General features: G+C 67.3%; 9 protein-coding genes. 7 read left to right on the top strand and 2 right to left on the bottom strand.

The genetic code is table 11. From position 1 onward, the window contains the following. Nucleotides 1-124: 124 nt before the first annotated feature. From ACXYX3_RS02020 to ACXYX3_RS02010, 3 genes are read left to right on the top strand one after another with little or no spacing between them, the layout of a single operon-like run. A complete protein-coding gene (locus ACXYX3_RS02020; RefSeq protein WP_458609947.1) occupies nt 125-3277 on the top strand; it encodes a heterodisulfide reductase-related iron-sulfur binding cluster in 3153 nt (1050 codons plus the stop codon). A gap of 5 nt (nt 3278-3282) precedes the next feature. Continuing rightward, nucleotides 3283-4284 carry a nucleoside hydrolase gene (locus ACXYX3_RS02015; RefSeq protein ID WP_458609946.1) on the top strand — a complete coding sequence of 334 codons (1002 nt, stop codon included), beginning with the start codon at nt 3283-3285 and terminating at the stop codon, nt 4282-4284. A gap of 46 nt (nt 4285-4330) precedes the next feature. Beyond that, the gene (locus tag ACXYX3_RS02010; protein ID WP_458609945.1) at nt 4331-5599 is read left to right on the top strand and encodes a pyridoxal phosphate-dependent aminotransferase; all 1269 of its coding nucleotides are present in this window, start codon (nt 4331-4333) and stop codon (nt 5597-5599) included. On the opposite strand, the gene ACXYX3_RS02005 is transcribed toward ACXYX3_RS02010, so the two are convergent. Beyond that, nucleotides 5583-6254 (bottom strand): DUF4304 domain-containing protein, encoded by a 672-nt coding sequence (locus ACXYX3_RS02005; RefSeq protein ID WP_458609944.1) that lies wholly within the window; start codon nt 6252-6254, stop codon nt 5583-5585. The two genes, ACXYX3_RS02010 and ACXYX3_RS02005, sit on opposite strands and share 17 nt — an antisense overlap. A gap of 119 nt (nt 6255-6373) precedes the next feature. Between ACXYX3_RS02005 and ACXYX3_RS02000 the strand changes: the two genes are divergently transcribed. The 4 genes from ACXYX3_RS02000 to ACXYX3_RS01985 are packed head-to-tail and all read left to right on the top strand — an operon-like array spanning nt 6374 to nt 11242. After that, nucleotides 6374-7606 carry a YibE/F family protein gene (locus ACXYX3_RS02000; RefSeq protein WP_458609943.1) on the top strand — a complete coding sequence of 411 codons (1233 nt, stop codon included), beginning with the start codon at nt 6374-6376 and terminating at the stop codon, nt 7604-7606. Nucleotides 7607-7641: 35 nt separating this feature from the next. After that, nucleotides 7642-8151 (top strand): 2Fe-2S iron-sulfur cluster-binding protein, encoded by a 510-nt coding sequence (locus ACXYX3_RS01995; protein WP_458609942.1) that lies wholly within the window; start codon nt 7642-7644, stop codon nt 8149-8151. Further along, nucleotides 8148-9140 (top strand): FAD binding domain-containing protein, encoded by a 993-nt coding sequence (locus tag ACXYX3_RS01990; RefSeq protein WP_458609941.1) that lies wholly within the window; start codon nt 8148-8150, stop codon nt 9138-9140. The genes ACXYX3_RS01995 and ACXYX3_RS01990 overlap by 4 nt, the downstream gene beginning before the upstream one ends. Then, a complete protein-coding gene (locus tag ACXYX3_RS01985) occupies nt 9137-11242 on the top strand; it encodes a xanthine dehydrogenase family protein molybdopterin-binding subunit (protein ID WP_458609940.1) in 2106 nt (701 codons plus the stop codon). Before ACXYX3_RS01990 ends, ACXYX3_RS01985 begins: the two co-directional genes overlap by 4 nt. Here the strand turns inward: ACXYX3_RS01985 and ACXYX3_RS01980 are convergent. Continuing rightward, entirely contained in the window at nt 11239-13449 is a 2211-nt protein-coding gene (locus ACXYX3_RS01980) for a hypothetical protein (protein WP_458609939.1), read from the bottom strand. The genes ACXYX3_RS01985 and ACXYX3_RS01980 overlap by 4 nt on opposite strands. Between the last annotated feature and the right edge of the window lies 1 nt (nt 13450).

The raw sequence follows: 13450 nt of genomic DNA, 5'->3' as shown, positions 1-13450 counted from the left end.
AGTTAGGGCGACCTTCGTAGCGCCGATTCCTCGCATGATGCGACTATGAGCTGGCAGCGAGCTAAGTTACTTGTCAGTAACATGGTCTAAGTTACCCACTGGTAACCAGAACCGGAGGATGCGCGTGGACACCCAAACCATGATCAGGTTGATTGTCGGGTTGCTGATGACGGCGGTGGTCGCCGTGTTCGCGGTCAAACGCGTGCTGTGGCTGTTCACGCTCGTGCGTGCGGGCCAACCGATGAGCGAGAGCAACAACCGCTTCGATCACATGGGCGACCGGATCGGGACCCAGGCCAAAGAGGTGCTCGCGCAGACCCGCATGCTGCGGTGGTCGGTGCCGGGGCTCGCCCACTTCTTCACCATGTGGGGCTTCTTCATCCTCATCACCGTCTACATCGAGGCCTTCGGTGTGCTGTTCGACCCGAAGTTCGCGATCCCGGTGGTCGGTCACTGGGAGGTGCTCGGCTTCCTGCAGGACTTCATCGCGCTCGCCGTGCTCGGCGGCATCGTCACATTCGCGATCATCCGGTTGCGCTCGGAGCCCAAGGAGCACGGTCGTGACTCCCGCTTCTACGGCAGCCACACCGGCGGCGCCTGGCTGATCCTGTGGATGATCTTCCTGGTCATCCTGACCTACGCATTCTCCCGCGGTGCCGCCGTGGTGAACGGCAACCTCCCGTACGGCTGGGGCGCCTTCTTCTCGCACGGCATGGGGTCGTGGATGGAGGTGTTCGGCGAGCCGGCGAACGAGTGGATCGAGACCGTCGCGCTGCTCGGACACATCGGCGTCGCGCTCGTGTTCCTGCTGATCGTGCTGCACTCCAAGCACCTGCACATCTTCCTGGCGCCCATCAACATCACCTTCAAGCGACTGCCGAACGGCCTGGGCCCGCTGCTGCCCGTCGAATCCAAGGGTGAGCTCGTCGACTTCGAGGATCCCGCCGAAGATGCTGTGCTGGGTCGCGGCAAGATCGAGGACTTCACCTGGAAGGGCTACCTCGACATGACCACCTGCACCGAGTGCGGGCGTTGTCAGTCGCAGTGCCCGGCATGGAACACCGGTAAGCCGCTGTCGCCCAAGCTCGTGATCATGAACCTGCGCGACCACATGTTCGCCAAGGCGCCCTACATCCTCGGCGACAAGGAATCTCCGCTGGAGAACACGCCCGAGGGCGGTCTCGGCGAAGAGGTGCGCGGCGAGAAGCACAGCGAGGAGCACGCGCACGAACACGTGCCCGAGTCCGGCTTCGAGCGCATCCTGGGCTCCGGCCCCGAGCAGGCGACCCGCCCGCTGGTCGGCACCCTCGAACAGGGTGGCGTCATCGACCCCGACGTGCTGTGGTCCTGCACCACCTGCGGCGCGTGCGTCGAGCAGTGCCCGGTGGACATCGAGCACATCGATCACATCGTCGACATGCGTCGCTACCAGGTGATGATGGAGTCCGAGTTCCCCGCCGAGCTCAGCGGCCTCTTCAAGAACCTGGAGAACAAGGGCAATCCCTGGGGCCAGAACGCCAAGGACCGCACGAACTGGATCGACGAGGTCGACTTCGACGTGCCGGTGTTCGGCAAGGACGTCGAGTCGTTCGCGGGCTACGAGTACCTGTTCTGGGTCGGCTGCGCCGGCGCCTACGAGGACCGTGCCAAGAAGACCACCAAGGCCGTCGCCGAGCTGCTCGCCACCGCGGGCGTGAAGTACCTGGTGCTGGGTGAGGGCGAGACCTGCAACGGCGACTCCGCCCGCCGCTCCGGCAACGAGTTCCTGTTCCAGCAGCTGGCTGCGCAGAACGTCGAGACCCTCAACGATCTGTTCGAAGGCGTCGAGCGGGTGGACCGCAAGATCGTCGTCACCTGCCCGCACTGCTTCAACACGCTGGGCCGCGAATACCCGCAGGTCGGCGGCAATTACACGGTGCTGCACCACACCCAGCTGCTCAACCGGCTCGTGCGCGACAAGAAGCTCATCCCGGTCAAGCAGGCCGATGGCGGAATGGACATCACTTACCACGACCCCTGCTACCTGGGCCGGCACAACAAGGAGTACTCGGCGCCGCGTGAGCTGATCGGCGCGTCCGGAGCGACGCTGACCGAGATGCCGCGTCACGCCGAGCGCGGCCTGTGCTGCGGCGCCGGTGGTGCCCGCATGTGGATGGAAGAGCACATCGGCAAGCGCGTGAACGTCGAGCGCTCCGAGGAGGCCGTCGACACCGGGGCGTCGGCGATCGCGACGGGCTGCCCGTTCTGCCGCGTGATGATGACCGACGGCGTCGATGACGTGACGTCGACGCGCAGCCTGGAGAAGACGCCGGAAGTTCTCGACGTCGCGCAGCTGCTGCTCGGCTCTCTGGACAAGACCGGTATCACGCTGCCCGAGAAGGGCACCGCCGCCAAGGAAGCCGAGGAGCGGGCGGCTCGCATGGAGGCCTCTGCGCCGGCCGAGGTCGTCGAGGAGAAGGAGCCTGAGGCGCCGGCAGAAGCCGAAGCCAAGGCCGAGACCGCGCCGACAGACGCCAAGCCCGTGGAAGCCAAGGGGCTCGGCATCGCCGGTGGCGCCAAGCGTCCCGGGGCGAAGAAGTCGGCGGCTCCGGCCGCCTCCGCCGCCGCTCCGGTCGAGGACAAGCCCGCCGAGGCAGCCGCCCCGGTCAAGGGCCTGGGTATTGCGGGTGGAGCCAAGCGGCCCGGCGCCAAGAAGGCCGCCGCTGCACCTGCCGCCGCTCCTGCCGAGAAGCCGACCGAGGCTCCCGCCGCAGACAAGCCCGCGCCGGCTCCGGTCAAGGGTCTGGGCATCGCAGGCGGCGCCAAGCGCCCCGGCGCGAAGAAGGCGGCCGCAGCTGCGAAGGACCCCGCGTCCCCGAACGAAGGTGCGCCGACCGTCGTGCAGCCTCCCAATGTGGAGCCGGACAAGGCCGTGGCCGGCACCGAGGCCGCGGACACCGCCGACTCCGACCGCGGTCTGGACGCCACACCCGAGCCCAAGCCGGAGCCCGAGGTCAAGGGCCTGGGCATCGCGGCCGGTGCCCGCCGCCCAGGAGCGAAGAAGGCTCCTACCGCCGCGCCGAAGGCCGAGCCGGCACCCGAGCCGGAGCCGGCCGCCGCTGCTGAGCCGGCCGCCGCTGCTGAGCCGGAGCCCGAGCCCGCCGCCCCGGCGAGCAACGGCAGCAGCAATGGCTCGAGCAATGGTTCTGGTAACGGGGAAGCCCGCATCGTCGGCGACGAGCCGCCGGTGAAGGGTCTCGGCATCGCGAAGGGCGCGCGCCGCCCCGGCAAGCGGTAATTCCGGTGTTCCGCCTGGCCGCCGTCGCTGTTGCGACGGCGGCTTTGGCGTTCTCGGCCCTGGCCGCCCCGCCGCACGGCCGTGCGGCTGCCGATGCATGCGTGGTGATCGACACCGATCTCGACATCGACGACATGATGTCCATGCCGATGGTCGTCGGAAACCGCCACGTCGCAGCCGTCGTCGCCACCGAGGGATTCACGACACCGGAGCTGGGCGCGGCGGCGATCAGTCGGCTACTGGCCGAGCCCGAGCAGCGCACGATTCCCGTCATCGTGGGCGCCGGAGTCCATCGATCCGACGCCGACATCGCCGCCGGATTCGGCGATTTCGTGCTCGTGTTCCGAGAGCTGATGAACCGGCTCAACGACTTCCTGCCCACCGCCCTGCCACCGGCGCCTCGCGCCGAGGACTACGTGCAGCGAGTCGGCGACGCGGTCGCGACCTGCCGGCAGGTCGACGTACTCCTTCTGGGCCCCTTCACCTCGTTCGCACACTACGGTCCCGCCATCAGATCCACGATCGGCCGCGTGGTGATCTCTGGCAGGCCCGTCAACGCGGACAGCGACCTCGAAGCCGTCGAGTCCTTCAACTGCAGCTACGACAGACCCTCGTGCGCAACGGTTTTCCACGACCAACTCCCTGGCCTGACGCACAGTTTTGTCGATGTACCGCGCAGTGACTGCGATCTGACCCCCAACCGAGCCGGGTGCAAAGGCACCGTCTACGGTCCGACACTCGAGATGGTCCGCGCGCTGGGCCCGGTCGGCCTGCCGAACACGCTCAAGCAGATCCTGCTGAACCACACGAACTCGTGGGCCCTCGACACGTGGGAGAACTCCGGCTACGGCGGGCGCTCGTTGTTCTGGGACCAGTCGGCTGCTCTCGAACTGCTCGCCGCGGAGTTGTTCCGTGACGTCGGCCCGTACCGGGAAACGACGCTGAGCCCTGCGGATTTCCAGCGCGCATGGGTGGAGCGCACCAACAGTTCCGTGTCGTACGCCTAGTGGTATGTCAGAAATCGCCTGGACAGAGCGTGGGAGGATCGAACGCATGAGTACGCATCAGGTGCCCTGGCAGACAGGAAGCGGCCAGCACGCGCGTCAACGCGAGTTCACGCAGTCGTCCAAGCTGCAGGACGTCCTGTACGAGATCCGCGGACCCGTACACGAGCACGCCGCGCGCCTGGAGTCCGAGGGTCACCGCATCCTCAAGCTCAACATCGGCAATCCCGCGCCGTTCGGCTTCGAGGCGCCCGACGTCATCATGCGCGACATCATCGCGGCCCTCCCCTACGCACAGGGTTACTCCGACTCCAAGGGCATCGTCAGCGCCCGACGCGCGGTGTTCACCCGCTACGAACTGGTCGACGGGTTCCCGCGCTTCGACATCGACGACGTGTTCCTCGGTAACGGTGCCTCTGAGCTCATCCAGATGGTGTTGCAGGCCTTGCTCGACAACGGCGACCAGGTGCTGATCCCCGCGCCCGATTACCCGCTGTGGACGGCGTGTACATCGCTGGCCGGCGGCACCCCGGTGCACTACCTGTGTGACGAGACGCAAGGGTGGAATCCCGACGTCGCCGATCTGGAATCGAAGATCACCGACCGCACCAAGGCGATCGTGGTCATCAACCCGAACAACCCGACGGGTGCGGTGTACAGCCGCGAGACGTTGGAGCAGATCGCCGACCTGGCGCGCAGACACCAACTCCTGCTGCTCTCGGATGAGATCTACGACAAGATCCTCTACGACGACGCGAAGCACATCTCGATGGCGTCGGTGGCGCCCGACGTGCTGACGTTGACGTTCAACGGGTTGTCGAAGGCCTACCGGGTCGCCGGTTACCGGTCGGGGTGGTTGGTGATCACGGGGCCCAAGGAGAACGCCGGCAGCTTCATCGAGGGCATCAGCCTGTTGGCGAACATGCGCCTGTGCCCGAATGTACCTGCCCAGCATGCGATTCAGGTTGCGCTCGGCGGTCATCAGAGCATCGACGATCTGGTACTGCCGGGCGGCCGACTGCTCGAGCAGCGGGATGTGGCGTGGAGCAAGCTCAACGACATCCCCGGCGTCTCCTGTGTGAAACCGCAGGGCGCGCTGTACGCCTTCCCGCGGCTGGACCCCGAGGTCTACGAGATCCACGACGACGAGCAGTTGGTGCTCGATCTGTTGCTGCAGGAGAAGATCCTGGTGGTACAGGGCACCGGATTCAACTGGCCCACACCGGATCACCTGCGTATCGTGACGCTGCCCTGGGCACGCGATCTGTCGAACGCCATCGAGAGGCTGGGCAACTTCCTGGTCAGCTATCGGCAGTGACCGGCTCCAGGACGCCCCGCTCACTCAGCGCCGACGCCCACCGTCCCGTCTCATCCCTGATCTGGCGACTGAAGCCCGCCCACCGCTCCTGATGGCCGAAACAATCTCGTAGCGTCGCCACATACGACGTCAACGTCTCGATGTCGTCGATCGCGGCGAGGTAGCAGCACGTGGTCTCGTAGGCGATCAACAGGTTGTTGTCGACGGCATATCGCACCAAAGCCGCTGTCGTGTCGATGTGTTCGAGCGCATCGAGCAGCAGGCCGAGGCCCCGGCACAGCCCCGCGGTGAACGCCGCCATGTCGGTGTCCGGCCGGAACCGCAACTCGTACGGCAGTTCGGGAACGAGTGATTCCCAACGGCGGTCGAGCAGATGTCGGTTTCTCCCCATCTTGGGGCGCCCCTGCGCTGCGCACGCCCCGTCCACCTCGGTCGAACCCACCCCGACATTGATGAAGAAGCCGTGCCACCGCACGGAGCCGTTGTGCCAGTTCTCCTGGAAATCGATGACGTCGTAGATCGCGCCGCGGTGACGGCGAAACTCGTTAAGTGTCCTCACGAATCCCCGCTCACCGAGAAACGACGGCACATCTGTGGTCAGCATCGAGTCGTAGGCTCGCTTCATCGACTCGGTCTCGTTGTTCTGCCTGCCCATCGCAACCCCCTGTCAGATCGATTGAAGAAAACACTAGGCCCGCCGAAGGGGGCTGTTCCGCAGCAATTTCGCCGACCGGCGGCAGTAGCCAGGCAGCCACACCGCCTACTCTGTCGGACGTGGCGCACTCCCATTCGCATTCGCACTCACTGGGCGGCCCGTCGCCACTCGGGCCGCTGGCCGCCAAGATCGTCGTCGCACTCCTGGCCGCCTGCGGTGTCGCGGTCGCCGTCGGTGCCGTGGCGCTCTGGCCGAGCAGCCAGAAGGCCGACATCCCCCTCCCCTTCCAGAACGCCGCCGGCGGGGCCGTCACGACCGAGGCGGGTCACGTCGTGTCCAGCGCGACCGCGACGTGTGGCAGTCCGTCGGCCGGGGCGGTCCTCACCGCCGATCCGATCCCGGCGCCAGGTGGGGGTGCGCAGTGCGTGCAGACGCTCGTCGACATCGATTCCGGACCGAATCAGGGCGCGACCACGCTGCTCGAGTTCAGTGGTGGCCCAGGACAACCACATCTGGCGGTCGGCGACCACATCCGCATCAGCCGCCAGGTCGACGACGCCGGGACCACGAGCTACGCGTTCTTCGACTACGAGCGGACCTGGCCGCTGACCGTCCTGGCCGCGGTGTTCGCCGTGGTGATCGTCGCTGTCGCGGTCTGGCGCGGGCTGCGCGCGCTGGTCGGCATCGTGATCGCGTTCGGCGTCCTGGTGGTGTTCCTGCTACCGGCGCTGCGCGACGGCGCACCCGCGGTTCCGGTCGCGCTGGTGGCGTCGGCGGCGATCCTGTTCGCGGTCATCTATCTCGCCCACGGTGTGAGCCTGCGGACCAGCGCCGCGCTGCTCGGCACGCTGAGCGCCCTGCTCCTCGCCGCCCTGCTGTCTTGGGCAGCGGTCGAGGTCGCACATCTGACCGGGCTGTCCGAGGACCAGAACAACGAGGTCGCTGCGTATCTGGGCAATGTGTCGATCACCGGGCTGCTGCTCGCGGGCTTCATCATCGGCTCCCTGGGTGTGCTCAACGACGTCACGATCACTCAGGCGTCGGCGGTGTTCGAACTCGCGGGCGTGGAGTCGGCAGGTCGGCGGGCGGTCTTCGTCGGCGCGATGCGGGTGGGCCGGGACCACATCGCGAGCACCGTCTACACGCTGGTACTCGCCTACGCGGGCAGCGCTCTGCCGCTGCTGTTGTTGTTCAGCGTGGCCAACCGATCGCTGGGTGACGTGCTGACCAGCGAGAGCGTCGCGATCGAGATCGCGCGCTCGGCGGTCGGCGGCATCGCGTTGGCGCTGTCGGTGCCGCTGACCACCGGCATCGCGGCGGTGCTGGCCACTCCGAACCGCTCGGCTGGCTAGCGTTTGGTGCCGATCGCCTCGGGTATGCGGGCGCCGTGGACCACACCTCTTCGGTGACGTTGCACGTCGACGGCCGCGACCACGAGCTGACGCTCGACAACCGGGTCACCTTGCTCGACGCCCTTCGCGAACACCTCGGCGTCACCGCGCCGAAGAAGGGATGCGATCACGGACAGTGCGGGTCGTGCACGATACTGGTCGACGGCAAGCGCGTCACGAGCTGCCTGACCTTTGCGGTGGCTGCAGACGGTACCCAGGTGACCACGGCCGCGGGTCTCGGCACCGACACTGACCTGCACCCCGTGGCACAGGCCTTCCAGGACGAGGACGCCTTTCAATGCGGATACTGCACGCCGGGTCAGATCTGTTCGTCGGTCGGCATGTTGGACGAGTTCACATCAGGGGCGCCGAGCTTTGTCACCGAGGATCTGGCGAGCACGCCCGACCTGACCGGCGAGGAGATTCGAGAGCGGATGAGCGGCAACCTGTGTCGTTGCGCCGCCTATCCCAACATCGTCGCGGCGATCGTCAGGGCACAGCGATGAAGCCGTTCGCCTATCACGTGGCCACCAGCCCGGCTGATGCCGTCGCCACGCTCACCGCGCACCCGGGCGCCGCCTACCTCGCCGGAGGCACCAACCTGGTCGATCACATGAAACTCGGTGTCGCCGAGCCGGATCTGTTGGTCGACGTGAGTCGGCTGGGTCTCGACGACATCACGGAGACCGACGACGGCGGCGTGTACATCGGCGCCAATGTGCGCAACAGCGAGCTGGCGGCCCACCCGCTGATCCGGTCCCGGTATCCGGTGCTGTCGCGGGCCATGCTGTCGGCGGCGTCCGGACAGCTGCGCAATGCCGCGACAACCGCGGGAAACCTGTTGCAGCGCACCCGCTGCGTGTATTTCCAGGACGTCACCACGCCGTGCAACAAGCGAGTTCCCGGTACCGGCTGCTCGGCCATCGGCGGATACGTCCGCTACCACGCCATCCTCGGCGCCTCCGCCGAGTGCGTCGCCACTCACCCGTCGGACATGGCGGTGGCGATGAGCGCGCTGGACGCGGTCGTGCTCGTGCAGGGAGCGGACGGATCGCGCCTCATCCCCGCCACCGACTTTCACCGGCTGCCCGGCGACGCGCCACATCGTGACACCGTGCTCGACCGCGGCGAGTTGATCACTGCGGTCGAGATACCGCCACCGCCGCCGAACGCCGTGTCGGACTACCGCAAGGTCCGCGATCGCGCCTCGTACGCGTTCGCGTTGGTGTCGGTGGCCGCGGAGGTGAGCATGGACGGCGACCGGATCCTGTCCGCCCGCATTGCGCTGGGTGGCGTCGCGCACAAGCCGTGGCGCGCCCGGGCCACTGAGGACCGACTGACCGGCGCTGCTGCGACCGAGGAGAACTTCGCAGCCGCTGTCGACGCCGAGCTCGACGCTGCAGAACCGTTGCCCGGCAACGAGTTCAAAGTCCCTCTCGCGCGCCGCACCATGCTCGCCCAGCTGCGCATCCTCACCGAACGGGGCCGGCAATGACGTCTCTCCTCGATCCCCGCGCCATCGGCGAGCCGGTGGCGCGCCGGGATGGACGCGCCAAGGTGACCGGCACCGCGCCGTACGCGTTCGAGCACCACACCGACAGCCCCGCTTATCTGCATCCCGTCCAGGCCACCATCGCACGTGGACGCGTCACCGCGATGGAGGTGGACGCGGCACGTGCCGTCAGCGGTGTGCTCGATGTGCTCACCGTGTTCGACGCTCCGACACTCGCGGACTCCTCCGACGGCGAGCTGGCGATCCTGCAGGATGCCGAGGTGCACTTTCGGGGGCAGATCATCGGCGGCGTGATCGCCGAGTCAGCCGAGATCGCCCGTCAGGCAGCAGCTCTGGTGGAAACGCAGTACGACACCTCGCCGCACGACGCAGAGCTGCGAGCAGACCATCCGCGCCTCTACACTCCGGAGACGGTGAACCCGTCCTACCCCCCGGACTCCGAGGACGGGGATGTGGACGCCGCGCTGGCCGCAGCGGAGGTGACCGTCGACCACACCTACGAGACACCGATCGAGCACAACAACCCGATGGAGCCCCACGCGTGCATTGCGCAGTGGCACACCGGAGACGGCGCGCCCGAGGTCACGCTCTACGACTCCACGCAGGGCGTGCACGTGGTGCGCAAGACGATGGCGCCGATCTTCGGACTGGAGGTGGACCAGCTGCGGGTGATCGCGCCGTATGTCGGCGGCGGGTTCGGCTCCAAAGGTGCACCGCACGCGCACAACACGCTGGTGCTGCTCGCGGCCCAGCGTGCCGGTGGGCGCCCGGTAAAGCTGGCGCTGACCCGCCAGCAGATGTTCGCACTGGTCGGGTATCGCACTCCGACGATCCAACGGGTCCGCCTCGGCGCCGATGCCGACGGCCGCCTCACCGCGATCAGTCATGACGTCATCGAACAGACCTCGGCGATCAAGGAATTCGCCGAGCAGACGGCCGTGACCTCGCGGAAGATGTATGCCGCCGCCAACCGACGGACCTCACACCGACTGGCGGCGCTGGACGTGCCGGTACCGTTCTGGATGCGTGCGCCCGGTGAGTGTCCTGGCACCTATGCCGCGGAGGTCGCCATGGACGAACTCGCGATCGCCTGCGGGATCGATCCGATCGAGTTGCGCGTCCGCAACGATCCGGACGTCGATCCGGAGACCGGCAACCCGTGGTCGAGCCGAAAGTTGATGCAGTGCTTGCAAATAGGGGCTGATCGCTTCGGCTGGTCATCGTGGGACCGTGCCGCGGGCCGGCACCGCGAAGGCGACTGGTATCGCGGTGTCGGCGTCGCATCGGCGACGTACCCGGCGATGCAGATGCCGGGCAATACCGCCCGCATCACCTACGACCGCGAGGGTCATTACCTGGTGCAGATCGGGGCCGCCGACGTCGGCACCGGAACCTGGACGACGCTGACCCAGATCGCGGCGGACGCGCTGGGGTGCGGCGTGGACGCGGTGGAACTGCAGATCGGCGACAGCGCACTACCCGACGCGTCGGTGGCCGGCGGGTCGTCCGGCATCAATTCCTGGGGCCGCGCCATTGTCGCTGCCGCGCAACGCTTCCGCAGTGATCACGGTGATCCGCCCGCCGTCGGCACCTCCGTCGACGCCGAGGCTCCGGAGAACCCCGACGCGGAGACGATGACGCTGCAGTCGTTCGGCGCCCACTTCGTCGAGGCGCACGTCAACGCGGACACCGGCGAGATCCGTGTCCCCCGGATGTTCGGCGTCTTCGACATCGGCCGGGCCATCAATCCGCGCACGTTGCGTTCGCAGTTGATCGGTGGGATGACGATGGGGCTGTCGATGGCCTTACACGAGGAGAGCGTTCGCGATCCGCGGTTCGGTCACGTCGTCACCCAGGACCTCGCGACCTATCACTTCAGCGCGCACGCCGACGTGGTCGACGTCGACGCGATCTGGCTGAATGAGCCTGACCCCCACGCGAATCCGATGGGTTCGCGCGGAGCCGGGGAGATCGGCATCGTCGGCTCGGCGGCCGCCGTCGTCAACGCGGTCCACCACGCGTGCGGTGTGCGGGTGCGCGCCTTGCCCGTGACGCTGGACAAGGTGCTCGCCGGGCTCGACTAGACGGACGGAGCGATGGTCCGCACCACGGTGAAGCCGTCGGCGGTACCCGTGGTGACGTACACGGTGCCGTCGGGACCGACGACGGGGGGTTCCACCGGAGGTGTGCCGTCGAGGTCGAGTACCTTGGTCACCCCGGTCGTGGTGAACGCGTACACCCCGGCGTCGCCGGGTGCGTTACTCGCGACATAGCCGGTGCCGTCAGGACCGAACACCATGAACTGTTCGGGACCGTAATCGGTGCCCACCGGTTGTGTCAGAGTCAGTGTCACGCCCGTCAGACCGGCGGCGTCGAAGCCGACGAACTGCGCACCGATCTGCGGATCGTTGCGCAGGAGCAGGTATCCGCTGCCATCCGGGGCGAACTGGACATTGGCCGCGCCGCCGAGCAACGGGCCCCGCACCGGCGGCGATAAGCTGTCGTTCGACAGAGTCAGCAGAATCTGCGTGGTAGCGACGGCACCGGGCTCACCCAGCTGGTTGATCTGATAGGCCGCGCCGTCGGGTCCGAAGAAGACCTGGCCGGGAACACTGCCTTCGGGCAGCTCGATGGTGCGATCGACGGTGCCGTCAGAGTTGAGCACGGCAAGGTAATTCGTGCCGTTCGCGGTGTAGGTGACATACCCGTGGTCGTCGGTTTGTTCCCCGGCGCCCACGATCCGGTTGAAGGCAGTCACCGAGAGTGCGGTGCCCGGCAGAACAACGGTGCTCTGGCTGGTGCCGTCAGGACTGATCACCACCACGGGCGTGGTGGCGGAGTCCCTGACCACCGCGTAGATGGTGCCCTCGGCCGTCACCGTGAAGCTGCGTAGACGTGCCTCGATGACTCTCGGATCGGCGATGGCCGTCGGGGTGATCTTGTAGATGAAGGTGGTGCCGTCTCCGACGTCTTTGTTCCCCGGGTAGGTGAAGGTTTCGAGGTACAGGCCGTCGTTCTTCACCACGACGTTGCCCGGCAGCCCTGTCACGGTACGGGTGGTGCTCTGCGCCCCGTGAAAGGTGTAGAGCCGCGTCGTCTTACCGCCGAACAGAGTTGTGACGCCGACGGGCAAGTAGACGTACCCGTCCTCGCCGAGGATGGGGGAACGGGCGCGGTCCTCGCGCGGCAGCAGGATCGTCTTGGTCTTGCCGTCCGCCCCGAAGGCGTGCAGCGTGCGACCGCCGAACTGCGTCGACACCAGGTACGCGCTGCCGTCGGGAGCCAGTGTCACGGTCGAGTTGGGCGCGAAGGTCTGCGCTCTGTTGGTCGGCGAGATGCGGACCGTGCGATAGTCGATGTTCCCGATGGGACTGAAGATGAACGGGATGTTGGTGCTGAAGTACAGCGACCCGTCGGCCGCCACCCGCGGCGTCGAGGCTATGCCGACGACCGTCGTGATCTTGCTGACCTCGCCTTGACTGTTCACCGACCAGAGGGTGGAACGGGTTTGACGGTCGTTCATCGTGACGACCACCAAGGAGCCGTCCGGCCTGGTGACCGACCGTGTCGACGGGTCCTGCATCCCAGGTATGGCTTGGCTGGTCGTGATCACGTGACCGTCAATGTCGATGATGCTGACCCGTGTGCCGTCCGTGTCGTGGGTGACCTGGTAAACCGTGCCGGTCGAGCCGATGACCACGGGTCCCCTTGACCCGCCGGGAATCCCGGCGGGGTCGGCGTCGGCTTCTACGGCAGGGCTCGCCTGCACCGCACTCGAGGTTGCCGCCGCGGCCGCCCTGTCGGCGCGGCGCTCCTCGGCGTGCTGACGCGCGGTCGCGAGCATCGTCAACAGCAGCGGCGCGGCGGCCGGCGACTCAGGATCGTTCTTGTGCTCCGTGGCTGCGCGCGGCTGGAACAGCGACCGCACCGCTTTTTTGACCGGCTCCTGCTCGTCAACCGCGGGCTTCAAATCAGACTCAGGCTCACCGGAACTCGGTGCGGCCTCGGTCGCGTCCGCCGAGGCGCGGTGTGCACCGAACACCCGCTTCCTGGCCGGTCGATCCTCCCGGGCCACCTTGGGCTTGGTCAGCTTCGCGGCCGGACGCTCGGTTGTCTGGCTGGTGGCGGGCGCCGAGCCGCCGGCCGACGTCGCACCATCGGAGTCTGCCCACGCCACGCCCGGCAGAGAGGCCACCGCCGAGCCGATTCCCAAGGCAACAGCCAACGCACCGACGCGCCCGACGTACTTCTCCCACCCCATGTGTCCTCCGATGTCGTTGTGGTCGCGCATA

It is taken from the genome of Mycobacterium sp. Panama NTM2 (assembly GCF_054355555.1).
This window is presented reverse-complemented; position numbering and strand designations above follow the sequence as displayed.

Bases quoted from the DNA above. Each gene is read 5' to 3' on its own strand.
- ACXYX3_RS02010 (WP_458609945.1), top strand. From the start codon at position 4,331: ATGAGTACGCATCAGGTGCCCTGGCAGACAGGAAGCGGCCAGCACGCG.
- ACXYX3_RS01980 (WP_458609939.1), bottom strand. From the start codon at position 13,449: ATGCGCGACCACAACGACATCGGAGGACACATGGGGTGGGAGAAGTAC.
- ACXYX3_RS01985 (WP_458609940.1), top strand. From the start codon at position 9,137: ATGACGTCTCTCCTCGATCCCCGCGCCATCGGCGAGCCGGTGGCGCGC.
- ACXYX3_RS01990 (WP_458609941.1), top strand. From the start codon at position 8,148: ATGAAGCCGTTCGCCTATCACGTGGCCACCAGCCCGGCTGATGCCGTC.
- ACXYX3_RS02005 (WP_458609944.1), bottom strand. From the start codon at position 6,254: ATGGGCAGGCAGAACAACGAGACCGAGTCGATGAAGCGAGCCTACGAC.